This window comes from Pseudomonas sp. S2_H01, assembly GCF_054668305.1.
This window is the reverse complement of the sequence record NZ_CP162756.1, coordinates 2,133,242-2,155,313: the sequence shown is the minus strand read 5'-3', so window position 1 is coordinate 2,155,313 and position 22,072 is coordinate 2,133,242. Positions and strand designations below refer to the sequence as shown.

The window sequence follows — 22,072 nt, the reverse complement described above, 5'->3', positions numbered from 1 at the left end:
ACCCCGAGTCATGGGGGATTTGCCGTTATTGTGAGCGACCGTGTCTTCGCCAAGCCCGGAAGGAGACACCCATGGGACAGCGCACGCCCCTCTTTGACCTGCACCTCGCGCTTGGCGCGAAGCTGGTCGATTTTGGTGGTTGGGATATGCCGTTGCACTACGGTTCACAAGTCGAAGAACACCATCAGGTGCGCCGCGACTGTGGGATTTTCGATGTGTCGCACATGCACGTCATTGACGTTTCAGGCAGCCAGGCCAAGCCATGGTTGCAACACCTGCTGGCCAACGACGTCGGCCGACTGCAGCACACCGGACGAGCGCTCTACAGCGCCATGCTCGACACCCAGGGCGGGATCGTCGACGACATGATCGTCTACCTGACCGAACAGGGTTACCGATTGGTGGTCAACGCGGCCACCGGCGCCAAGGATCTGGCCTGGATGAATGCCCATCTTTCCGGTTTCGACGTGCACCTGACTCACCGCGCCGAGTTGGCCATGCTGGCCATTCAGGGTCCGCACGCCCGGCAGAAGATCGGCGAGCTGGTAACACAGGCCCGCGCTGAACTTATCCACACCCTGCGACCGTTCGAAGGCCAGCAGGAAGGCGACTGGTTCATTGCCCGTACGGGTTACACCGGCGAGGACGGGCTGGAAATCATCCTGCCGGCCGAGCAAGCCTGCAGCTTCTTCAACGACATGGTCGGAGCGGGCATTTCCCCGATCGGGCTGGGTGCGCGCGATACCTTGCGTCTGGAAGCCGGCATGAACCTGTACGGTCAGGAAATCGACGAGCAGGTGTCACCCTTGATCTCCAACATGGGCTGGACGGTGGCCTGGAAACCGGAGGACCGCGATTTTATCGGCCGTGCTGCGCTGGAAGCCGAGCGCACCAAAGGAATTGCCTCCAAGCTTGTCGGGCTGGTGCTCGAGGAACGGGGTGTTCTGCGCGCGCATCAGGTCGTCCGAATAGCGGAAGTTGGCGAAGGAGAGATCACCAGTGGTAGTTTCTCTCCTACGCTAAGCAAGTCGATTGCCTTGGCGCGTGTTCCGATGGCGACCGCTGATCGTGCCGAGGTGGAAATCCGTGGCAAGTGGTACCCGGTTCGCGTGGTCCAGCCGACGTTCGTGCGCCATGGAAAGGCCCTGATTTAACAACTCCCTGGCGGGTTTCTCCGCTGACCTGATGATGTAGAGAGGATAAAAAATGAGCACTATTCCCGCCGAACTGCGTTTTGCCGAAAGCCATGAGTGGGCCAAGCAAGAGGGTGATCTGATCGTGGTCGGTATCTCCGATCATGCGCAAGAAGCGCTGGGCGACGTGGTGTTCGTCGAGCTGCCGGAAATCGGCAAGGTATTCGCCGCTGGCGATGCAGCCGGTGTGGTGGAGTCTGTAAAAGCCGCTTCCGACATCTACTCGCCGGTGGCTGGCGAAGTGGTCGAAGTCAACGAAAGCCTGGGCGACGCACCGGAAGAGCTAAACAATTCGCCTTACAGCTCGTGGATCTTCAAGGTCAAACCAAGCAACGCCGACGGTGATCTGGCCAAACTGCTGGATGCGGATGCTTACAAGGCTGCGATCGGCGAGTAATTGCGTAGATCTAACACTGTAGGAGCGTGGCTTGTCCCGCGATCTGCTGCGCAGCAGCAGCAAAATCAGACGCAATCTCTGCGTCAGGCAAACCGCGTTTACCGGGTTTGCTGCCGGTGCCCGGCAGATCGCGGGACAAGCCACGCTCCTAAAACGATTGCATTGCTGGCCACGCTCCTGCAGTGACTGCATTGCACTCATCTATAGACTTTCTCCACACAACCGCCAATCCCTTTCTAGACTCTAAAGCTCCGCCCATCGCGGCTTAGTCGTCCAGTAAAGAGAGAGGCCGTTATGTCCACGTCGCCATCCCTGAGCCAGTTGCACGACCCCAATGCGTTTCTGCGTCGCCACCTCGGCCCCGATGCCGCCGAGCAGCAGGCGATGCTTGAATCCCTCGGCCTTGCCAGCCGCACCGAGCTGATTGAACAAACCGTCCCGCCTGCCATCCGGCTGAACCGTGCGCTGGACTTGCCCGCAGCACTGAGCGAAGAAGCCGCGTTGAGCAAGCTGAAAGCTTATGCCGTTCGCAATCAGGTGTGGACCAGTGTCATCGGCATGGGCTATCACGGCACAATCACGCCCAACGTTATCCTGCGCAACGTGCTGGAAAATCCCGGCTGGTACACGGCCTACACGCCTTATCAACCCGAAATCGCCCAAGGTCGACTCGAAGCGCTGCTCAACTTTCAGCAGATGACCATCGACCTCACCGGTCTTGCCATGGCCAACGCTTCGCTGCTCGATGAGGCCACGGCGGCAGCCGAAGCGATGGCGTTGGCCAAGCGCATCGCCAAATCCAAAAGCAACGCCTTCTTCGTCGACGAAAACTGTCACCCGCAGACACTGTCGGTGGTGCAAACCCGTGCCGAAGGTTTCGGGTTTGAGCTGATCGTGGGGCCTGTGGATAACCTCGCCAGCCATCAGGTGTTCGGCGCGCTGCTGCAATACCCAGACACCCATGGAGAAATACGTGACCTGCGGCCGCTGATCGAACACCTGCACGCACAGCAGGCGCTGGCCTGTGTGGCTGCCGACTTGCTGAGTCTGCTGATGCTTACACCGCCAGGGGAAATGGGCGCCGATGTCGTGTTCGGTTCGTCTCAGCGCTTTGGCGTACCGATGGGGTATGGCGGCCCACACGCGGCTTATTTCGCGTGCCGTGAAGAATTCAAGCGCGGTATTCCGGGCCGCATCATCGGCGTGTCCAAAGACGCACGCGGCAACGTCGCGTTGAGGATGGCGCTGCAAACCCGCGAACAACATATTCGTCGCGAGAAGGCCAATTCCAACATCTGCACCGCCCAAGTGCTGCTCGCCAATATCGCCAGCCTCTACGCGGTGTATCACGGGCCCGAAGGCCTCAAACGCATCGCCCAGCGCGTGCACCGGCTGACCACAATTCTGGCAACCGGGCTTGAGCGCAAAGGCATTCGGCGCGTCAATCAGCACTTTTTCGATACGCTGACCCTGGATGTCGGCGGCGCGCAGACAGCGATTCTGGAAAGCGCCAGCGCTGCGCAGTTCAACCTGCGAATACTGGGCAGCGGCAAGCTGGGCCTGAGTCTGGATGAAAGCTGTGATGAGCAGACCGTCGACACGCTGCTGGATATTTTCTGCGGTGCCGATCATGGCTTGAAGGTCGCGGACCTCGATGCCGAAATGTTGGCATCGGGCATTCCTGACAGCCTGGCGCGCGGTTCGCCTTATCTCACGCACCCGGTGTTCAACGCTCATCACAGCGAAACCGAAATGCTGCGTTACCTCAAGCAACTGGAAAACAAGGATCTGGCGCTGAACCAGTCCATGATTCCGCTCGGCTCCTGCACCATGAAACTCAACGCGACCAGCGAGATGATCCCGATCACCTGGCCGGAGTTCGCCAACGTGCATCCCTTTGCGCCCGTCGAGCAGGCCAGGGGTTACAAGGCAATGATCGATGAGCTGGAGGCCTGGCTGTGCGCGATCACCGGGTTCGATGCGATTTGCATGCAGCCCAACTCCGGCGCCCAGGGCGAGTACGCGGGTTTGCTGGCCATCCACAAGTACCACGAGAGTCGCCAGCAGGGGCGCCGTGATATCTGTCTGATTCCGTCCTCGGCCCACGGCACCAACCCGGCTTCGGCGCAGATGGCCGGGATGCGCGTGGTGATCGTCGAATGCGACGCCGCGGGCAACGTCGACCTTGAGGATTTGAAAGCCAAGGCCCAGGCCGCTGGCGAAGACTTGTCGTGTCTGATGGCGACCTATCCTTCGACCCATGGCGTATACGAGGAGGGTATCCGGGACATTTGCGAGGTGATCCACCAGCACGGCGGTCAGGTGTACATGGACGGCGCCAACCTCAATGCACAGGTCGGCCTGGCGCGTCCGGCCGACATCGGCGCAGACGTGTCCCACATGAACCTGCACAAGACGTTCTGTATTCCCCATGGCGGCGGCGGACCGGGCATGGGGCCCATTGGCGTGAGGGCGCACCTGGCGCCGTTCGTGGCCAACCATCCGGTGATCTCGCTGGAAGGCCCGAATGCCGAGAACACCGCTGTCAGCGCAGCCCCGTGGGGCAGTGCGAGCATCTTGCCGATCAGCTGGATGTACATAGCGATGATGGGGCCGCAACTGGCAGACGCCAGCGAGGTGGCGATTCTGTCGGCCAACTACCTGGCTCAGCAACTCACAGGCGCGTTTGCGGTGCTGTACACCGGGCGCAACGACCGCGTCGCTCACGAGTGCATTATTGATCTGCGCCCGCTCAAAGCGGAAACCGGAATAAGCGAGGAGGACGTTGCGAAACGCTTGATGGATTACGGTTTCCACGCACCGACCATGTCATTCCCGGTACCCGGAACGCTGATGATCGAGCCCACCGAGAGCGAGCCCAAGGCGGAACTGGATCGCTTCATCGAAGCGATGCTGAGTATTCGCGCCGAGATCACTCAGGTTCAGAACGGCACGTGGCCGGCAGAAGACAACCCGCTCAAGCGCGCGCCGCACACCTTGGCGGACATCACGGGTGTCTGGGACCGTCCCTACAGCATTGCCGAGGCGGTAACGCCGACGGCGCACACGCGTCAGCACAAATACTGGCCGACCGTGAACCGGGTCGACAATGTCTACGGCGACCGCAACCTGTTCTGCGCCTGCGTGCCGGTGGACGATTACCGTTGACACAAAAATGCCGCTCCGAAGAGCGGCATTTTTGTGTGCAGCATGTTTACTGTTCGGCGACGAGGTTCTTCGCCAGAATCGCGTTGGCCAAGTCCATGTCCGAGGCGTTCAGGCCAGGGTTGTCCTTGCGAACCTGATCCATGGCCGCTTCCAGGTAAGGACCGCGGATCGCGCCGTTGCTGGCGACGAAGCTGCCGGCGTCATCCTGCGCCGCGACGATCAGCTTGTGGTGCCGGAAGGTCAGGTAGGTAGAGCCTGTGGTTGCGCCGGACGAAATGACGTCGCGCAAGAAGCCGTCAGCCATTGCTGAACCGACTGGCAGGGAAAGCAGAGCTAACGTGGCTACAGCAAGTTTGAGACGCATGGCGGGTTACTCCGACTTGGTTTGTTCTGAAATGATTTGATACGCCCGGCCCCGATCTAGTTCCGTGGGGGCAGTGAAAACCGGGCGGCTCTGGCCAGATCAGGCATTCCATGTTGACGAGCGCGAATCACACCGCCTCAACCTTCAGAATCGCGCCGTCTTGAGCGATGACCCTCACCTGATTGCCCACCGGTGTATCGGGGCCAACCACCATCCACACGCCGTCACCGACCTTGATCTTGCCGCGCCCTCCGACAATGGCGTCGTGCACCACGAAGGTTCTGCCGATCAGCTCTGAGCCGCGCATGTTCAGGCCCGGTTGATCGGATTGACGCAACACGCTGCGCTGGCGCCGCCACCAATACAACGCGGTCAGCACCGACAGCACCGCGAACAGCAGAAACTGCACCTCCCAGCTCATCGCCGGAATCACGTACGTGAGGATGCCGACCCCCGCTGCCGCCACGCCAATCCACAGCAGATACCCGCCAGCGCCGAACACTTCCAGGATCAGCAGTACCGTGCCTAGCCCCAGCCAGTCCCAGAACGACAGATTTTGCAGGTAATCCCACATGGCTCAGACTCGCCGGCCGGCATCGGGGCGGTTTTTGTCGGGACCGCCTTTGTCGAATGTGGCTTTGACGATCTCGCCAATGCCGCCAATGGCACCGATCATCTGGCTCGCTTCCAGCGGCATGAGGATCACCTTGCTGTTGTTGGCCGATGACAACTTGCCCAGGGCATCGATGTACTTTTGCGCAACGAAATAGTTGATGGCCTGCACGTCACCGGCGGCAATCGCCTCGGACACCACTTGTGTGGCGCGAGCTTCCGCTTCGGCCTGACGTTCACGGGCCTCGGACTCCAGAAAGGCGGCCTGACGCTCGCCTTCGGCTTCCAGAATCTGCGCCTGCTTTTTACCTTCAGCGGTCAGAATCGCCGACGCGCGCGAGCCTTCTGCTTCCAGGATCTGAGCACGTTTGATCCGCTCGGCTTTCATCTGCCCGGACATCGCCGCCATCAGGTCGGCGGGCGGGCTGATGTCCTTGATTTCGATCCGGGTGATCTTGATGCCCCATGGCGCGGTGGCTTCATCAATGATGCGCAGCAGGCGTTCGTTGATACCGTCACGCTGGCTGAGCATGGCGTCCAGTTCCATGGAGCCGAGTACGGTACGGATGTTGGTCTGCAGCAGATTGCGAATGGCATGCTGCAGGTTGTTGACCTCGTACGCGGCCTGGGCGCAGTTCACGACCTGGTAGAAGCACACGGCGTCGATCTGCACGGTGGCGTTATCCGAGGTGATGACTTCCTGCGGCGGAATGTCCAGAACGGTTTCCATCATGTTGATCTTGTGCCCGATGCGATCCATCACCGGCACGATGATGTTCAGGCCGGGCTTGAGGGTGTTGGTGTAGCGACCGAAGCGCTCGACGGTCCACTGATAACCCTGCGGCACGACCTTGAAGCCCATGAACACGATGGCGATGGCCAGCGCGACGAACAGTAAAACCACACTACCGATTTGCATAACGTATCCCTGTTGGCTGCTGATGAATTAAAGATCCGGCAGAGAGTACGGGGATCGGAATCCGCTCTGCGACTTTTTCTGTATCAATTGAAGAATAGCTCGCGCATCAGATTGAAGGCTGTGGTCTTCACGGCGGTGTCCAGCGACGTCCAGCCCAGGCCGGTGACGGCACGGAAATCACCGAGGTTCAGCGGGCGCGACACCACGTTGGGCGGCAGCGCGCGTCCCGCATGTTGAGGTAACAGGCCGATGCCAAGACCTGCCGACACCAGCGCGAGCATCGTCGTGAATTCACCAAGCTCGTCGGCGATGTCCAGTTTGCCGCCGTGTTCGGAAATCGCGCGCATAAGCCCGTCATGAAAGCCGGCGGCGTAACGCCGGGCGAGCACCAGAACGGGCTGTTGTGCGAGTTCAGTGACCTCGATGATCGAATGCGCGGCAAGCGGATGATCGGCCGGCAGCGCGACGATGATCGACTCGTGCAGCACGACCTGCGTTTGCACGCCGGAGTACGGAGCGGGCAGGCGCATCAGGCCGAAGTCGAGTTGACCGCTCTTGAGGGCCTGCACCTGATCGGGGCCGGGCATGTCCTTGAGCTCCAGCTTGATGCCGGGGTAACGCTGGTGGGCGTGTCGAATCAGCGTCGGTAGCAGCTCTGGCAACACCGAGGACACGAAACCGAGACGGATTCGACCGGTTTCCCCGCGGCCCAGCCCTCGCGCCACGTCGGCCGAGCGTTGCGCCTGGTGCAACGTGGCACGGGCTTCTTCGAGAAACAGCCGGCCCACCTCGGTGAGCGTCACTGAGTGTCGATTGCGATCGAGCAGACGAACACCCAGCCACTCCTCAAGTGCCTTATCTGCATGCTCAGCGCCGGCTGCACGATGGCGAGCCGCTGTGCCGCACGACCGAAATGCAGCTCCTCGGCCAACGTGACAAAGGCTCGCAGGTGTTTGAGTTCCATCAACGGATCCGCGGGTTATCAAAAAACATGATCAGGACATCACCAATCACCATTGGACGAAGGGCTGCAGGTGAGCTGAAGTGCTGTCATGAAGGGATGATGGGCCCTGCAGCCCCTCATCACAACGCATGATCGACTGTCGGCCGCATAAGAGGAGAAAGACTAATGGCTGTTCTGGAAAGTTTTCGTCTCGACGAAAGAGTCGCGCTGGTAACCGGCTCCAGTGCCGGCATCGGGCTGGCCATTGCACGAGGATTGGCCGAGGCGGGGGCCACCGTTGTCCTCAACGGCAGAAACGCCGACACCCTGAACGCCGCAGCCGCCACATTGGCTGCGGACGGGCACGAGGTTCACACTCAATGCTTCGATGTCACCGACAGCGCAGCGGTCAGTGCTGCCGTTCAGGCGATCGAAAGCCGGGTCGGACCGCTGGATATTTTGGTCAACAACGCCGGAATCCAGCGACGCGGGCCGCTGGCGGATTTCACCGAAGCGAACTGGCACGAGTTGATGCGCACCAATCTGGACAGCGCTTTTTTCGTCGGTCAGGCAGTGGCGCGTTGCATGATTCCTCGCGGGCGCGGGAGGATCATCAATATCTGTTCAGTGCAAAGTGAGCTGGGCCGCCCCGGCATTGCGCCCTACACCGCCAGCAAAGGCGCGCTGAAAATGCTGACCAAAGGCATGGCGATCGACTGGGGTCCTTATGGCATCAACGTCAACGGCATCGGGCCGGGTTACTTCAAGACCGAGCTGAACGCTGCGTTGGTCGCCAATCCTGAGTTCAGCGACTGGCTGGTGCAGCGTACGCCGAGCCGTCGCTGGGGTGAGGTGTCTGAACTGAAAGGCGCGGCGGTGTTCCTCGCGTCCGACGCCGCCAGCTTCGTCAACGGCCACATCCTTTACGTCGACGGCGCCATCACAGCGTCGTTGTAATCCGGAGAACCTTCATGCAAGCCATTGTCTGCCACGCCCCGAAAGACCTTCGCGTAGAAGCCGAAGACCAAGCTGCTGCGCTGACGTCCGGCCAGCTTCGCGTGCGCGTTGCCCGGGGCGGGATCTGCGGCTCGGATCTGCATTACTACCAGCACGGCGGTTTCGGTGCGGTGCGTCTGAAAGAGCCGATGGTGCTCGGCCATGAAATCTCGGCCGTTATCGCGGAAGTGGGTGATGCGCAGAGCGGGTTCAGTGTCGGCCAGCGTATTTCTGTTTCACCTTCCCGGCCGTGTGGCGGCTGCACGTACTGCCACGAGGGCATGCTCAATCACTGCCTGAACATGCGTTTTTACGGCAGTGCGATGCCGTTCCCCCATATTCAGGGGGCGTTTCGGGAAACGCTGGTGATCGAGAGCAGCCAGGCGCATGTGCTGGCGCCGACGACAACCTTGGCTGAAGGGGCGCTGGCCGAACCGTTGTCAGTCGGCCTGCATGCGATTCAGCGCGCGGGCGGTGTGTTCGGCAAGCGTGTTCTGGTGACTGGCTGTGGGCCGATTGGCAATCTGTTGATCGGCAGCCTGAAAGCGGCAGGAGCGCTGCAGATCGTTGCCGCAGACTTGAGCGACAGTGCGCTGGCGTGCGCGCGGCGGATGGGCGCCAGCGACATCCACAACCTCAAGCACGAGCCCGAAGCCCTGGCGCGATACACCGCCGAAAAAGGCCATTTCGATGTCATGTTCGAAGCGTCGGGTAGCGCCCAGGCACTGCGTGATGGGCTGGCCTGTATGAGGCCACGTGGTGTGGTGGTCACGGTTGGGCTGGGCGGGGATGTGTCTATCCCGCTGAACCTGATCGTCGGCAAGGAAATTGACCTGCGCGGCACGTTTCGCTTTCATCCCGAATTCGCCCAGGCAGTGGACCTGCTCAATCGGAAAGTGATCGATGTAACGCCTGTCATCTCGCACACCCTACCGTTTCACGAGGCAGTGCAGGCGTTCGAGCTGGCGGGTGACAAGCAGCAGGCGATGAAAGTCGTGCTGGATTTCGGGGTGAAGGATGTGTGAGTAACCCCTGTAGGAGCGCGCTTGCCCGCGATAGATATATCAGGCGACACGGGTGCGTCGGATGTACCGGCATTTCGCGGGCAAGCGCGCTCCTACAGTTGATTGAGGTACGACGCAAAATCGCTGACACCGCATGATTTGTAGGAGCGCGCTTGCCCGCGATAGATGTATCAGGCGACACAGGTGCATCGGATGGACCGGCATTTCGCGGGCAAGCGCGCTCCTACAGTTGATTGAGGTACGACGCAAAATCGCTGACACCGCATGATTTGTAGGAGCGCGCTTGCCCGCGATAGATGTATCAGGCGACACAGGTGCATCGGATGTACCGGCATTTCGCGGGCAAGCGCGCTCCTACAGTGGATTGAGGTAAGACGCGAGGTTGCTGGCACCACATAACCTGTAGGAACGCGCCTGCCCGCGATGGATGTATCAGGCGACACAGGTGCATCGGATGGACCGGCATTTCGCGGGCAAGCGCGCTCCTACAGTTGATTGAGGTACGACGCAAAATCGCTGACACCGCATGATTTGTAGGAGCGCGCTTGCCCGCGATGGATGTATCAGGCGACACAGGTGCATCGGATGTACCGGCATTTCGCGGGCAAGCGCGCTCCCACAGGCGTTTCGGGGCAGCCAGAGCTAGCGCTGTTCGCTCTGCGGTGTCACGCGCAGCACTTCCTCGACAGTCGTCAACCCGGCCGCGACTTTCTGTGCGCCGGACAACCGCAAACTGCGCATCCCGTCTTTAAAGCCTTGCCGGCGCAGCGCCGTGAGGTCGAGGTCCGCCGTGATCAGCGATTTCACGGCGTCGGACATCAGCATGATTTCGTACACCCCGGCGCGTCCGCGATAGCCGGTGTCACGGCACTCCGCGCACCCGACGGCGCGGTGGGCACCGGTGGGCACAGCCGCTTGCCACGGACGCGTCAGGGTTTGCCAATCCACCTCATCGATCTCCACCGGCGCCTTGCAGTGCGGGCAAAGTGTGCGCACCAGACGCTGGGCCATAACGCCGAGAATCGTTGCCTTGAGCAGGTAATGCGGCACGCCGAGTTCCAGCAGACGACTGATCGCACTCGGCGCATCGTTGGTGTGCAGGGTCGACAGCACCAAGTGACCGGTCAACGCCGCCTGGATCGCCATTTCGGCCGTCTCCAGGTCGCGAATCTCGCCGATCATGATGATGTCAGGGTCTTGCCGCATCAACGCACGCACGCCGCTGGCGAAGGTGAGGTCAATGTTGTGCTGCACCTGCATCTGGTTGAACGAGGGCTCGACCATTTCGATCGGGTCCTCGATGGTGCAGAGGTTCACTTCCGAGGTCGCCAGCTTCTTCAGCGTGGTGTACAGCGTGGTGGTCTTGCCGGAACCGGTGGGTCCGGTCACCAGGATGATGCCGTTGGGTTGATGCGTCATGCCTTCCCAGCGACGCAGGTCGTCTCCCGAGAAACCCAGTTGGTCGAAGTCCTTGAGCAGCACTTCAGGGTCGAAAATCCGCATCACCATTTTTTCGCCGAACGCCGTCGGCAGCGTCGACAAGCGCAATTCCACCTCGCCGCCGTCCGGAGTCTTGGTCTTGACCCGCCCGTCCTGCGGCTTGCGTTTCTCGGCGACGTTCATGCGCCCCAGGCTCTTGAGTCGGCTGGTGACCGCCATCGTCACTTGAGGTGGAAATTGATAAACGGTGTGCAGCACACCGTCGATACGGAAGCGCACGGTGCCTGCTTCCCGGCGAGGTTCGATGTGAATGTCGCTGGCGCGCTGCTGATACGCGTACTGGAACAGCCAGTCGACGATGTTGACGATGTGCGCGTCGTTGGCATCGGGTTCCTGATCGCTGGCGCCGAGCTTGAGCAGCTGTTCGAAGTTGCCCAGGTTGCTCATTTTTTGATCGGTCGCGCTGGCGCCGCTGACCGACTTGGCCAGTCGATAAAACTCCACCGCCAGCTTCTGCACATCGACCGGATTGGCGACCACGCGCTTGATCGGCATCTTCAGCACGTGCGTCAGGTCGGCTTCCCACGCTTTCACAAAAGGCTGCGCGCTGGCAATGGTTACAGCGTCCCGGTCCACGGCGACCGCCAGAATCTTGTGGCGTTGGGCAAAGGCATAGGACATCACCGGAGTGACGGCCGCCACGTTGATCTTCAGCGGGTCGATGCGCATGTACGGCTGGCCGGCCTGTTCGGCCAGCCACGCGGTGAGGGTTTCCAGATCGAGCTTTTTGCCGGGGCGTTTAAGGTTGTCGAACTGCTGGGCGGAAATGAACTCAAGGGGATGAATTTGCAGATTTTGCGCGGTTCGGCGCAGGGTCAATGCGTATTCAGCATTGTCCTGATCGATGTATTCCTGTGCGACGAGATCACGCAGGACTTCATTCAGATCCAGCCAGCGGTCCTGGGATGATGAGGCGAGGACGGACATGCGGGCTCCTTCGGACGAGACGACTTACTTCGTGAGTAAGCAAGAGTAGTCCCAAGCGTGCCAGTTGTTGCGTCCTGCAGGTAGTGAAGCGTTGCCAATATTTTCGGCCACTCAACCGACAGCGAGTGAGACGGGCTCGGATAGGACGTGCAAATCGCCGATCGGTTCCAGATCCACTGAGCAAACATTGATCAGATTGCGCATTTTTTCGCCAATGACCTGAGCGCGATGCCAGGTCATGCCATCCACTTCGGCCTCGATCATCAGCATGCCTTCCTGCTGCAGCACGCTGACTTGCTGAGGAATCAGGTATTGCATGGCGAACAGGTTCAACACCCGGCAAATCAGGTCAGGCTCGGCTTCAGCGAGGATCTGGAAGCGCGACCGACAGTGGGCGTTGCTAACAGACCAGGCGTCGGGGCGAAGCGGGGCGCAGGGCACTGATTCGAGGTGAGGCATGTTGAACGCTCCTGTTTTCGTCGTCGGTCAGCGGGACCGCGATGAGCTGTGTGAGTGAGAGAAATTTTTACATGCTGAAAAAGAAATTTCTGATCCAAGATCGGCTGGTTTACGCTTGTTTAGACTTGTTAATGCGCAGCTTGATGATTTAGGAGATAACTTATGCAAATCGAGCTGGATGCCTACGATCGCAAGATACTGGCGCTTCTTCAGGAAGATGCCTCGCTGTCGAGCGCGCAGATCGCTGAAGAGGTTGGTCTGTCCCAATCGCCATGCTGGCGAAGGATCCAGCGATTGAAGGACGAAGGCGTGATTCGGCGGCAGGTGACCTTGCTGGATCGCAAGAAGATTGGTCTGAACACCCAGATCTTCGCGGAGGTGAAACTCAACGCCCACGGGCGTTCCAACTTCACGGAATTCACCGAAGCCATTCGCGGATTTCCGGAGGTGCTGGAATGTTATGTGCTGATGGGGTCGGTGGACTTTCTGCTGCGCATCGTGACACCGGACATCGAAGCGTATGAGCGGTTTTTCTTTGAGAAGCTGTCGCTGGTGCCAGGGATTCAGGAGGTGAACTCGACCGTTGCGCTGTCGGAGATCAAATCGACGACGAGTTTGCCGATCGTGAAGTGATCGTGGCCCGGATCTTTTGCATGCGGCTGAACATGGCGTTATCCCTTGCAGGAGCGCGCTTGCCCGCGATTAAGGGGGTGTCAGCCGCCATCCATGTGACTGATCCACCGCCTTCGCGGGCAAGCGCGCTGCTACAGGTATTGGGACCGGGCCTTAAAGCTTCAGCAACGTCTTCCACGCCCGGCTTTGCAGCACAGTAATGGTTTGCTGCACGCGGGCTTCGAGGATTTCGTCGCTGATGTCCAGATGCGCCAGCTGCTCTAGCTTGTTCATCTCGCCGTACAAGCGATCCAGTTCCGGCAGCTCCAGCGTGTGACGTGCGTAATGCAGCCACACCTGAATGCGCTCGATGCGTGGCAGTTGCTCGGCCAGATCTTCGGGCTGTTGCTGGTAGCGCGCCAGATTGAGCGCCGTTGCCTCGTCACCGAGGAAGCGCGGGACCCAGCTGCTGAGCATCGCGTTGCCCTGACGATTGCCACGGTTGTTGCGCTCGGCGGTCCAGCTGCGCTCCATCAACCAGCGCGAGGTGGTGAGCGAGAACAGGCCCCAACGCGGGTCTTCCAGCTCTTCGATGAACTGCTCATGCGCAGCAGCGCGCACATCGGCATCATCCCGACCGGCCAGCACCAGCGTGCGCCAGTCTTCCAGCAACGCATCAAGCGCAGCACGCAGATCGTGGGTGGTGGCGCGTGGAGCAGCCTGACCCAGGCTGCCGGTCAGTGCGCGCAGCTCGGCGAGCACCTCGACCCATTCCTGCAACAGGTTCCAGTGACCGTTGAAGCGATACTGCTCAGCCAGGCGCTGGCTGCTGCCCAACAGGTACCAGGCCACCGCATTGTAGGCGTCGTCAACGCAGGTTTCGGCGTGCAGCTCAGGCGCCGGCAGCTTGACCGAGTAACTGCCAGCGTCGAACAGGCGATAACCACGCTCGGCCTTGCTGATGTCACACGGCATCAATGCCAGCTTCTCGGCCAGCTCGGCGGCCAGCTCCAGCAGGGCAGCGGGTTCGCCTTCGCGCAGTTCCAGCTCCAGCTCGCAGATTTCCTCCTTCTGCTTGCCGACGATGACGTTGCCCAAGTCCAGCGCCGCTTCGATCACGACCTTGGATTTGCCGCGGCCCCAGGCAATCTCGGCCTTTTCGCGGACGAAATCGGTGGTGAACAGCGGCTTGATGGTTTTCTTGTCCAGATCCGCCAGTTGCTCGGGCCAGCACTCGCCGTCGAGCTTCTTGAGGTCCAGCTTGGCCTTGGGCACGTCCCAGTTGTATTCGTTACGCTCGGACAGACCGGCGACGCTCTGGCCGCGGGTCTTGAGGGTCTGGATGATCGCGTCGCCGTCACGGCGCAAACGCAGCGCAACCTTGGCCTGAGCGAGTTCGCGCTCAGGTGTGTCGAAGTACTGATTGAACAGCTCCAGACGCTCCCAGCCGCTTTTGTTGCGTTTTTTCAGCAACGGGTGCTCGCGCAGGGCAATAAGGGTTTCGCGGCTGACGCGGAGTTTGATTTCGGTTTCTTTCTGCATGGCCGGGAATCCAGGCGCTCTATCGCTGATAAACAGGGGGCGCAGCCGGAATCGACACAGCTGCGTGGGTCGTGCAGTGTACAGGACATCACCCGTGACGGTTTATTCCTGCTGTCCAATCACCCTATGATGACCATCACGTCGCACTGCATTTCAGGAGTCGTCCATGCCGTTGCCGTCCATGAAAGACCAGTTCGCGGCCCTGATCGCCGCGCCTTCGGTGAGTTGTACGCAGCCCTCGCTGGACCAGTCCAACCGCGCGGTCATCGATCTGCTCGCCGGTTGGCTCGGCGATCTGGGTTTTGCCTGCGATATCCAGCACGTCAGCCCCGGCAAATTCAATCTGGTGGCGACCTATGGCACCGGCCCCGGCGGCCTGGTGTTGTCCGGCCACAGCGACACCGTTCCCTACGACGACGCACTCTGGAAGACCGACCCGCTGAAGCTGACAGAAGTCGACGGCCGTTGGGTGGGGTTGGGCAGCTGCGACATGAAGGGGTTCTTCGCACTGGCCATCGAGGCGTTGCAGCCCTTGCTGGACAAGCCGTTCAAGCAGCCGCTGATCATTCTGGCGACGTGCGATGAAGAGAGCTCGATGTCCGGCGCGAAGGCGTTGGCCGCCGCAGGCGGCGTGCTGGGACGCGCTGCGGTGATCGGCGAACCGACGGGCCTCAAGCCGATTCGCCTGCACAAAGGCGTGATGATGGAGCGCATCGAGATTCTTGGGCGAAGCGGTCACTCGTCGGATCCCAGTCTGGGACACAGCGCGCTGGAGGCGATGTATGACGCGATTGGCGCGCTCAAGGGCCTGCGTCAGCAGTGGCAGGAGAAATACCGGAACCCGCAATTCAGCGTCCCGGCACCGACCATGAACTTCGGCTGCATCCACGGGGGCGATAATCCGAACCGGATCTGCGGGCAGTGCTCGCTGGAATTTGACCTGCGTCCGCTGCCAGGCATGGACCCGGAAATGCTCCGTGCGGCGATTCGGCAAAAGCTGCAACCGCTCGCTGAACTGCACCAGGTAAAGATCGATTACGCGCCGCTGTTTTCGGAAGTGGCGCCATTCGAACAGAGCGCCGATGCGGAACTGGTTCGCGTTGCCGAACGTCTGACAGGTCATACGGCCGAAGCAGTGGCATTTGGAACCGAAGCGCCTTATCTTCAGCGCCTTGGTTGCGAAACGATCGTGTTGGGCCCCGGCGACATCGCCTGTGCGCACCAGCCGGGCGAATATCTCGAAATGTCACGTTTGCAGCCTACAGTGCGTCTATTGCGTCAGTTGATTGAACATTACTGCCTTTCTCCTGTGTGAGTAGGCCTCAGCCCAGAGGAGATAACGCGTGTTGCGATGCCTGTTCCGACGATAAAGCCCATGCCGTTGTGAGTGCTTTCACCCTTCGTCCATTTTTTACAGGCTCTTTCGGATATGCCCGATTACGTCAATTGGCTCCGCCACGCGTCTCCCTATATCAATGCCCACCGGGATTGCACCTTCATCGTCATGCTTCCGGGCGACGGCGTTGAGCACCCGAACTTCGGCAATATCGTCCATGACCTGGTGTTGCTGCACAGCCTGGGCGTTCGCCTGGTGCTGGTCCACGGTTCCCGTCCGCAAATCGAAAGTCGCCTCGAAGCGCGCGGCCTGACGCCGCATTTTCATCGCGACATGCGCGTGACTGACTTCGCCACCCTTGAGTGCGTGATCGACGCGGTGGGTGCGCTGCGCATCGCCATCGAAGCGCGCCTGTCGATGGACATGGCGGCGTCTCCGATGCAGGGTTCGCGGTTGCGAGTCACCAGCGGCAACTTTGTGACCGCCCGCCCGATTGGCGTGCTCGAAGGCGTGGACTATCAGCACACCGGTGAAGTCCGTCGGATTGACCGCAAGGGTATCAACCGCCTGCTCGACGAGCGCTCCATCGTTCTGCTGTCGCCGCTGGGTTATTCGCCGACGGGCGAGATCTTCAACCTCGCCTGTGAAGACGTCGCCACCCGCGCGGCCATCGACCTGGGCGCGGAGAAACTGCTGCTGTTCGGCGCTGAGTCGGGCCTGCTCGACGAACAAGGCCGTCTGGTGCGTGAACTGCGTCCGCAGCAGGTTCCGGCGCATCTGCAGAGGCTGGGCAACAACTATCAGGCCGAGCTGCTGGATGCCGCCGCACAGGCCTGCCGTGGCGGCGTGGCGCGCAGTCATATCGTGAGCTATGCCGAAGACGGCGCCTTGCTGTCGGAACTGTTCACCCGCGCAGGCGGCGGCACGCTGGTCGCCCAGGAGCAGTTCGAACTGGTTCGCGAGGCTTCGATTGGTGACGTCGGTGGGTTGATCGACCTGATCACGCCGCTCGAAGAGCAAGGCATTCTGGTGCGCCGTTCTCGTGAGGTGCTGGAGCGTGAGATCGAACAGTTCAGCGTGGTTGAGCGCGAGGGATTGATCATCGCCTGCGCTGCGCTCTACCCGATTGCTGATTCAGAAACGGGCGAGTTGGCGTGTCTGGCCGTGAACCCGGAATACCGCCACGGTGGGCGAGGGGATGAGTTGCTGGAGCGCATCGAAGAAAGGGCACGGGCACAGGGTTTGAAGACCCTGTTCGTGCTCACCACCCGCACGGCCCACTGGTTCCGCGAGCGTGGTTTCGAACCAAGCAGCGTAGACCGCCTGCCCAGCGCGCGAGCGTCGCTGTACAACTATCAGCGTAATTCGAAGATTTTCGAGAAGGCGATTTGAGCGAAGTGCGTCGGGCCTGGAACGAGGCCTGACGCATGCTTGGGTCCTGATGGGAATGTCTGTGGGAGCGAGCTTGCTCGCGAAGCTCCCTCCCACAGTGCTTATCGGCGTCTTGTCAGTTACTGATCGCCAGAATGCTCGCCTGATACGCGCCGACAAAGGTGTCGAAATCCACAGGCTCTTCGCTTTGTTCCATTTCGGACTGCTGCGCCAGAGACTCGCGGGCTTTGGTTTCAAAGTGCGTCTGGTCCTCGACGCTCAACGGCCGGCCGCGGAAGTACTCGGCATGCGTGCGCGATTGACGCAGCGAAAACGCAGTGAAGCCTTCCTTATGCTCGGTCATGGCAGCCAGCACTTGTGCCGACGGCGTCAGGGACGTGTCTGCAACTTTGGCGCGCTGCACTTCCAGCGACTTGGCGTGCTCGTCGATACCCTGGCTCTGGTCCAGCAATCTGCTGATCGGCTCGATCGTGTCCAGCAGCTCGTTGGCCCAGTCTTTCAGGTCAACGGTTGAGGTGTTCCGGCTCAGTTGCAGCCCAGGACGACGGCCTTCTTTCACCACTGTCAGGAAGTTGCTGCTGGCATTACCGCACTCGCAGTCCGCCAGCTGGGCGCTTTCCTGCAGGGCGCAGAACAGGATAAAGGCGTCGATGAAGCGTGACTGCTGCAGATCGATGCCGACCGGCAGGAACGGGTTGATGTCCAGGCAACGCACTTCAACGTACTGCACGCCTCGGGCCATCAGGGCCTGAATCGGACGCTCGCCCGAATAGGTGACGCGCTTCGGACGAATCGTCGAGTAGTACTCGTTCTCGATCTGCAACACGTTGGTGTTGAGCTGAATCCACTCGCCATCCTTGTGCGTGCCGATTTCGACGTAAGGCGCGTAAGGCGTTGCCACGGCTTTGCGCAGGCTGTCGGTATAGGTCAGCAAATCGTTGTAGCACGGCGTCAGGTCGGCCTGGGCGTTGCTCTGGTAACCCAGATCGCTCATGCGCAGACTGGTGGCGTACGGCAGATACAGCGTGTCGGCGTCGAACTGCTCCAGTTGGTGCGAGCGGCCGCGCAGGAAGCTGGCGTCCAGTGCCGGCGACGCGCCGAACAGGTACATCAACAGCCAACTGTAACGACGGAAATTGCGGATCAGGCCAATGTAGCTTTCGGACTGGAAATCACGGTCGCTGCCTTCGAAGGCTTCGGTCTGCTTGAGCACCGGCCAGATGGCTTCTGGCAGCGAGAAGTTGTAGTGAATTCCGGCAATGCATTGCATCGTCTTGCCGTAGCGCAAAGCAAGGCCCTGGCGGTAGACATACTTGAGCTTGCCGATGTTCGAGGTGCCGTAATACGCGATCGGAATGTCTTCTTCGGCCGGCAGCGGGCACGGCATCGAAGGGCTCCAGATGTACTCGCCGCCCAGCTTGCTGTAGGCGAAACGATGAATCTTTTCCAGGCTGTCCAGCGTATCGGCCGGGTTGGTCAGCGCCGGCGTGATGAACTCCAGCAGCGACTCGGAGTAGTCGGTGGTGATCTGTTCGTTGGTCAGCGCGGAGCCCAGGGCTTCCGGGTGCGGAGTCTGGGCCAGCCGGCCCTCGTCAGTAACGCGCAGGCATTCACGTTCGATACCGTGCAGGCACTTCTCCAGAAGGGAGAGGTGAGAGTGCTCGCCAAGCAAAGCCAGGCGGCGGTTGAGAAGTTCGCTCAAGTTGGATTCCTTCACGCGTCAGTCGGCCCTATATGGGGGCGATATGGCGGTCTACAAGGGTGAAGAAAGGAACTGGCGTTTTCGCCTCGTTTTTGGCCCGAACGCCGATGCCCGTCGCTGATCAATCTTAAAAGGCGATCAGAAAATTTCGACACTGTTACACAGTGTCGAAATTAACTCATATCGCTATCAGACAGCTAGACGATCGCGAACGTGCCCTGCGCTTTCGCGACGAGCTTGTCGTCCTGGCGCACTTCGGCTTCCACGACCAGCGTGCGCCGGCCTGCGTGCAGCACCGTGCCGATGCAGGTGACTTCGCCATCCGGGACGCCGCGCACGTAGTTGATCTTGCACTCGACGGTGACGCTTTGCTTGTCGAAGCCGTGGGAGCTGGAACAGGCCAGTCCCATGGCGATGTCCACGAGGCTGAACAACGCGCCGCCATGCATGACATTGCCGCGATTGCGCAGATGAGGCTCCAGCGCCAGCGTGACCTCGGCCACACCGTCGCCGAGTCTTACCAGCGTGCAGCCCAGGGTCTTGAAGTAAGCGCTCTCGGTCAGGCCTTCCGGAATTTCCATCAGCGTTTCTTCAGTTGCTTGGCGTTGGCGAACAGCGATGCCATGGCGTTGTTGGCCGGGGCAGCTGTTGCGGTTTCTTTGCGTGGCGCGCTGCTCTGCTGCTGACGCGGTGCCGCGCCTGGACGCGCGCCCCGTGCGCCGTCGATCTTCTCGCCGGGCGTGTCGCTCATGCGCATCGACAAGCCGACACGTTTGCGCGGGATGTCGACTTCCATGACCTTGACCTTCACCACGTCACCGGCCTTGACCGCCTCGCGCGGATCTTTGATGAATTTCTCCGAAAGTGCGGAGATGTGCACCAAACCGTCCTGATGCACGCCGATGTCAACGAACGCGCCGAAGTTGGTCACGTTGGTCACCACGCCTTCGAGGATCATGCCCAGTTGCAAATCCTTCAAATCCTCGACGCCGTCCTGGAATTCAGCCGTCTTGAATTCGGGGCGCGGGTCGCGGCCTGGCTTTTCCAGTTCCTGAAGAATGTCGGTCACAGTCGGCAGGCCGAAGGTCTCGTCGGTGAATTTCTTCGGGTCCAGGCGCTTGAGGAAGCTGGCATCGCCGATCAGCGAACGGATGTCGCGGTCGGTTTCAGCAGCGATGCGCTGCACCAGCGGATAGGCCTCAGGGTGAACGGCGGACGAATCCAGCGGGTTGTCGCCGTTCATGACGCGCAGGAAGCCTGCAGCCTGTTCAAAGGTTTTCTCACCCAGGCGTGCGACTTTCTTCAGCGCTGCGCGAGTCTTGAAGGCGCCGTTCTCGTCACGGTGTGTGACGATGTTCTGCGCCAGAGTGGTGTTCAGGCCGGAAATCCGCGCCAGCAGCGCGACCGATGCGGTATTCACGTCGACGCCCACGGCGTTCACGCAGTCTTCGACGACGGCGTCCAGGCCACGCGCCAGCTTGAGCTGAGACACGTCGTGCTGGTATTGGCCGACACCGATGGATTTCGGGTCGATCTTCACCAGTTCAGCCAATGGGTCCTGCAGGCGGCGAGCGATGGACACCGCGCCGCGAATCGACACGTCCAGGTCCGGGAATTCCTTGGCGGCGAGTTCCGACGCGGAATACACCGACGCACCCGCTTCGGACACCATGACCTTGGTCATTTTCAGGCCTGGGTATTTTTTGATCAGGTCGGCGGCCAGCTTGTCGGTCTCACGGCTGGCGGTGCCGTTGCCGATCGCGATCAGGTCAACCGAGTGCTTGGCGCACAGGGCCGCGAGCACTGCGATGGTCTGATCCCACTGGTTCTTCGGCACGTGCGGGTAAACCGTGGCGTAATCCAGCAGCTTGCCGGTCGCATCGACCACCGCGACCTTACAGCCGGTGCGCAGGCCGGGGTCCAGGCCCAAGGTGGCGCGTGGGCCGGCTGGAGCGGCGAGCAGCAGGTCGTGCAGGTTGTGAGCGAACACGTTGATCGCCTCAGTCTCTGCACCCTCGCGAAGCTCACCCAGCAGGTCGGTTTCCAGGTGCGAATACAGCTTGACCTTCCAGGTCCAGCGCACGACTTCGGCCAGCCATTTGTCGGCCGGGCGATTCTGGTTCTGCAGGCCAAAACGCTCGCTGATCATCATTTCGCACGGATGCAGCGTGCCGGGGAGTTCTTCGCCGACTTTCAGCGCCGAACTCAGAATCCCCTCGTTGCGGCCGCGGAAGATCGCCAGCGCGCGGTGGGACGGCATGCTTTTGAGCGGCTCGTCATGCTCGAAGTAATCGCGGAACTTGGCGCCTTCTTCTTCCTTGCCAGCCACCACGCGGGCGCTGATCACGGCTTCTTGCTTGAGGAAGCTGCGCAGCTTTTCCAGCAGCGTGGCGTCTTCGGCGAAGCGTTCCATCAGGATGTACTTCGCGCCTTCGAGTACGGCCTTGACGTCAGCGAAGCCTTTTTCGGCATCGACGAAACGGGCGGCTTCGGTCTCGGGATTTTGCGTAGGGTCGTTGAACAGACCGTCTGCCAGCTCGCCCAGACCGGCTTCCAGCGCGATCTGGCCTTTGGTGCGACGCTTCTGTTTATAGGGCAGGTACAAGTCTTCGAGGCGGGTCTTGGTGTCGGCCAGCTTGATGTCGCGCGCCAGCTCCGGTGTCAGCTTGCCTTGCTCTTCGATGCTGGCAAGGATGCTGATGCGACGCTCGTCGAGCTCGCGCAGATAGCGCAGGCGCTCTTCCAGATGACGCAGTTGCGTGTCATCGAGGCTGCCAGTCACTTCTTTACGGTAGCGAGCGATGAAAGGCACCGTTGAGCCTTCATCCAGTAGCGCGACGGCCGCTTCGACCTGTTGCGGGCGGACGCCGAGTTCCTCGGCGATGCGGCTGTTGATACTGTCCATAAAACCACCTGGCAAATGTGTGTGCAAAGAATCAGCTGCTGGCGAACCGCCGCAAGCGCGTGTTGCCTGACCTTGAGGGC

At 60.7% G+C, this 22,072-nt stretch carries 17 protein-coding genes and 1 pseudogene; 8 read left to right on the top strand and 10 right to left on the bottom strand.

From position 1 onward, the window contains the following. Positions 1 to 71 precede the first annotated feature (71 nt). The 3 genes from gcvT to gcvP all read left to right on the top strand — a co-directional run bounded on the left by gcvT (position 72) and on the right by gcvP (position 4,758). Positions 72 to 1,154, top strand: coding sequence for a glycine cleavage system aminomethyltransferase GcvT (gcvT, locus tag AB4N84_RS09455; protein ID WP_074754509.1), 1,083 nt, complete (start codon positions 72 to 74; stop codon positions 1,152 to 1,154). A gap of 52 nt (positions 1,155 to 1,206) precedes the next feature. Next, positions 1,207 to 1,590: a glycine cleavage system protein GcvH gene (gene gcvH / locus AB4N84_RS09450; RefSeq protein ID WP_460046112.1), complete on the top strand. Its 384-nt coding sequence runs from the start codon at positions 1,207 to 1,209 to the stop codon at positions 1,588 to 1,590. A gap of 294 nt (positions 1,591 to 1,884) precedes the next feature. Beyond that, complete coding sequence (gene gcvP / locus AB4N84_RS09445) at positions 1,885 to 4,758, top strand: aminomethyl-transferring glycine dehydrogenase (RefSeq protein ID WP_460046110.1); 2,874 nt, start codon at positions 1,885 to 1,887, stop codon at positions 4,756 to 4,758. A gap of 46 nt (positions 4,759 to 4,804) precedes the next feature. Here the strand turns inward: gcvP and AB4N84_RS09440 are convergent, their stop codons facing one another. The 4 genes and pseudogenes from AB4N84_RS09440 to AB4N84_RS09425 all read right to left on the bottom strand — a co-directional run bounded on the left by AB4N84_RS09440 (position 4,805) and on the right by AB4N84_RS09425 (position 7,617). Next, entirely contained in the window at positions 4,805 to 5,122 is a 318-nt protein-coding gene (locus AB4N84_RS09440; RefSeq protein WP_074754503.1) for a DUF2388 domain-containing protein, read from the bottom strand. A gap of 127 nt (positions 5,123 to 5,249) precedes the next feature. Beyond that, positions 5,250 to 5,696, bottom strand: coding sequence for an NfeD family protein (locus AB4N84_RS09435; RefSeq protein ID WP_460046109.1), 447 nt, complete (start codon positions 5,694 to 5,696; stop codon positions 5,250 to 5,252). A gap of 3 nt (positions 5,697 to 5,699) precedes the next feature. After that, positions 5,700 to 6,653, bottom strand: coding sequence for an SPFH domain-containing protein (locus tag AB4N84_RS09430; RefSeq protein ID WP_074754499.1), 954 nt, complete (start codon positions 6,651 to 6,653; stop codon positions 5,700 to 5,702). A gap of 83 nt (positions 6,654 to 6,736) precedes the next feature. Next, positions 6,737 to 7,617 (bottom strand): annotated as a pseudogene (locus AB4N84_RS09425) (LysR substrate-binding domain-containing protein). Between the two features lie 165 nt (positions 7,618 to 7,782). Here AB4N84_RS09425 and AB4N84_RS09420 point away from each other — a divergent pair. After that, positions 7,783 to 8,553: a glucose 1-dehydrogenase gene (locus AB4N84_RS09420; RefSeq protein WP_460046107.1), complete on the top strand. Its 771-nt coding sequence runs from the start codon at positions 7,783 to 7,785 to the stop codon at positions 8,551 to 8,553. A 14-nt stretch (positions 8,554 to 8,567) separates the two neighbouring features. After that, on the top strand, positions 8,568 to 9,617 hold the full coding sequence (locus AB4N84_RS09415) for an L-idonate 5-dehydrogenase (protein ID WP_460046106.1): 1,050 nt from the start codon (positions 8,568 to 8,570) through the stop codon (positions 9,615 to 9,617). Between the two features lie 642 nt (positions 9,618 to 10,259). Here the strand turns inward: AB4N84_RS09415 and AB4N84_RS09410 are convergent. Both AB4N84_RS09410 and AB4N84_RS09405 read right to left on the bottom strand, forming a co-directional pair. Next, positions 10,260 to 12,044: a GspE/PulE family protein gene (locus AB4N84_RS09410; protein ID WP_074757902.1), complete on the bottom strand. Its 1,785-nt coding sequence runs from the start codon at positions 12,042 to 12,044 to the stop codon at positions 10,260 to 10,262. 111 nt (positions 12,045 to 12,155) lie between these two features. Then, the gene (locus AB4N84_RS09405) at positions 12,156 to 12,503 is read right to left on the bottom strand and encodes a hypothetical protein (RefSeq protein WP_460046105.1); all 348 of its coding nucleotides are present in this window, start codon (positions 12,501 to 12,503) and stop codon (positions 12,156 to 12,158) included. Positions 12,504 to 12,665: 162 nt separating this feature from the next. On the opposite strand from AB4N84_RS09405, the gene AB4N84_RS09400 reads away from it, so the two are divergent. Continuing rightward, positions 12,666 to 13,136 (top strand): Lrp/AsnC family transcriptional regulator, encoded by a 471-nt coding sequence (locus AB4N84_RS09400; RefSeq protein WP_074757906.1) that lies wholly within the window; start codon positions 12,666 to 12,668, stop codon positions 13,134 to 13,136. A 153-nt stretch (positions 13,137 to 13,289) separates the two neighbouring features. Here AB4N84_RS09400 and AB4N84_RS09395 read toward each other — a convergent pair whose 3' ends face one another. Beyond that, positions 13,290 to 14,657, bottom strand: coding sequence for a CYTH domain-containing protein (locus AB4N84_RS09395; protein WP_074757908.1), 1,368 nt, complete (start codon positions 14,655 to 14,657; stop codon positions 13,290 to 13,292). A gap of 166 nt (positions 14,658 to 14,823) precedes the next feature. Between AB4N84_RS09395 and argE the strand changes: the two genes are divergently transcribed. Both argE and argA read left to right on the top strand, forming a co-directional pair. Continuing rightward, a complete protein-coding gene (argE, locus tag AB4N84_RS09390) occupies positions 14,824 to 15,972 on the top strand; it encodes an acetylornithine deacetylase (protein ID WP_460046103.1) in 1,149 nt (382 codons plus the stop codon). 114 nt (positions 15,973 to 16,086) lie between these two features. Continuing rightward, positions 16,087 to 17,385, top strand: coding sequence for an amino-acid N-acetyltransferase (gene argA / locus AB4N84_RS09385; RefSeq protein WP_074757912.1), 1,299 nt, complete (start codon positions 16,087 to 16,089; stop codon positions 17,383 to 17,385). Between the two features lie 115 nt (positions 17,386 to 17,500). Here argA and gshA read toward each other — a convergent pair whose 3' ends face one another. The 3 genes from gshA to AB4N84_RS09370 form a co-directional block, all read right to left on the bottom strand. Continuing rightward, positions 17,501 to 19,087, bottom strand: coding sequence for a glutamate--cysteine ligase (gshA, locus tag AB4N84_RS09380; RefSeq protein WP_074757914.1), 1,587 nt, complete (start codon positions 19,085 to 19,087; stop codon positions 17,501 to 17,503). Between the two features lie 197 nt (positions 19,088 to 19,284). Next, positions 19,285 to 19,668, bottom strand: coding sequence for a PaaI family thioesterase (locus AB4N84_RS09375; protein ID WP_460046102.1), 384 nt, complete (start codon positions 19,666 to 19,668; stop codon positions 19,285 to 19,287). Then, positions 19,668 to 21,992, bottom strand: coding sequence for a Tex family protein (locus AB4N84_RS09370; protein WP_460046100.1), 2,325 nt, complete (start codon positions 21,990 to 21,992; stop codon positions 19,668 to 19,670). Before AB4N84_RS09370 ends, AB4N84_RS09375 begins: the two co-directional genes overlap by 1 nt. Between the last annotated feature and the right edge of the window lie 80 nt (positions 21,993 to 22,072).

Coding starts and splice junctions, on each gene's coding strand:
- AB4N84_RS09370 (WP_460046100.1), bottom strand. CDS start 21,992: ATGGACAGTATCAACAGCCGCATCGCCGAGGAACTCGGCGTCCGCCCG.
- gcvP (WP_460046110.1), top strand. CDS start 1,885: ATGTCCACGTCGCCATCCCTGAGCCAGTTGCACGACCCCAATGCGTTT.
- AB4N84_RS09375 (WP_460046102.1), bottom strand. CDS start 19,668: ATGGAAATTCCGGAAGGCCTGACCGAGAGCGCTTACTTCAAGACCCTG.
- AB4N84_RS09400 (WP_074757906.1), top strand. CDS start 12,666: ATGCAAATCGAGCTGGATGCCTACGATCGCAAGATACTGGCGCTTCTT.
- argE (WP_460046103.1), top strand. CDS start 14,824: ATGCCGTTGCCGTCCATGAAAGACCAGTTCGCGGCCCTGATCGCCGCG.
- AB4N84_RS09410 (WP_074757902.1), bottom strand. CDS start 12,044: ATGTCCGTCCTCGCCTCATCATCCCAGGACCGCTGGCTGGATCTGAAT.
- gcvT (WP_074754509.1), top strand. CDS start 72: ATGGGACAGCGCACGCCCCTCTTTGACCTGCACCTCGCGCTTGGCGCG.
- AB4N84_RS09430 (WP_074754499.1), bottom strand. CDS start 6,653: ATGCAAATCGGTAGTGTGGTTTTACTGTTCGTCGCGCTGGCCATCGCC.
- AB4N84_RS09405 (WP_460046105.1), bottom strand. CDS start 12,503: ATGCCTCACCTCGAATCAGTGCCCTGCGCCCCGCTTCGCCCCGACGCC.
- argA (WP_074757912.1), top strand. CDS start 16,087: ATGCCCGATTACGTCAATTGGCTCCGCCACGCGTCTCCCTATATCAAT.
- AB4N84_RS09395 (WP_074757908.1), bottom strand. CDS start 14,657: ATGCAGAAAGAAACCGAAATCAAACTCCGCGTCAGCCGCGAAACCCTT.
- AB4N84_RS09435 (WP_460046109.1), bottom strand. CDS start 5,696: ATGTGGGATTACCTGCAAAATCTGTCGTTCTGGGACTGGCTGGGGCTA.
- gcvH (WP_460046112.1), top strand. CDS start 1,207: ATGAGCACTATTCCCGCCGAACTGCGTTTTGCCGAAAGCCATGAGTGG.
- AB4N84_RS09420 (WP_460046107.1), top strand. CDS start 7,783: ATGGCTGTTCTGGAAAGTTTTCGTCTCGACGAAAGAGTCGCGCTGGTA.
- AB4N84_RS09415 (WP_460046106.1), top strand. CDS start 8,568: ATGCAAGCCATTGTCTGCCACGCCCCGAAAGACCTTCGCGTAGAAGCC.
- AB4N84_RS09440 (WP_074754503.1), bottom strand. CDS start 5,122: ATGCGTCTCAAACTTGCTGTAGCCACGTTAGCTCTGCTTTCCCTGCCA.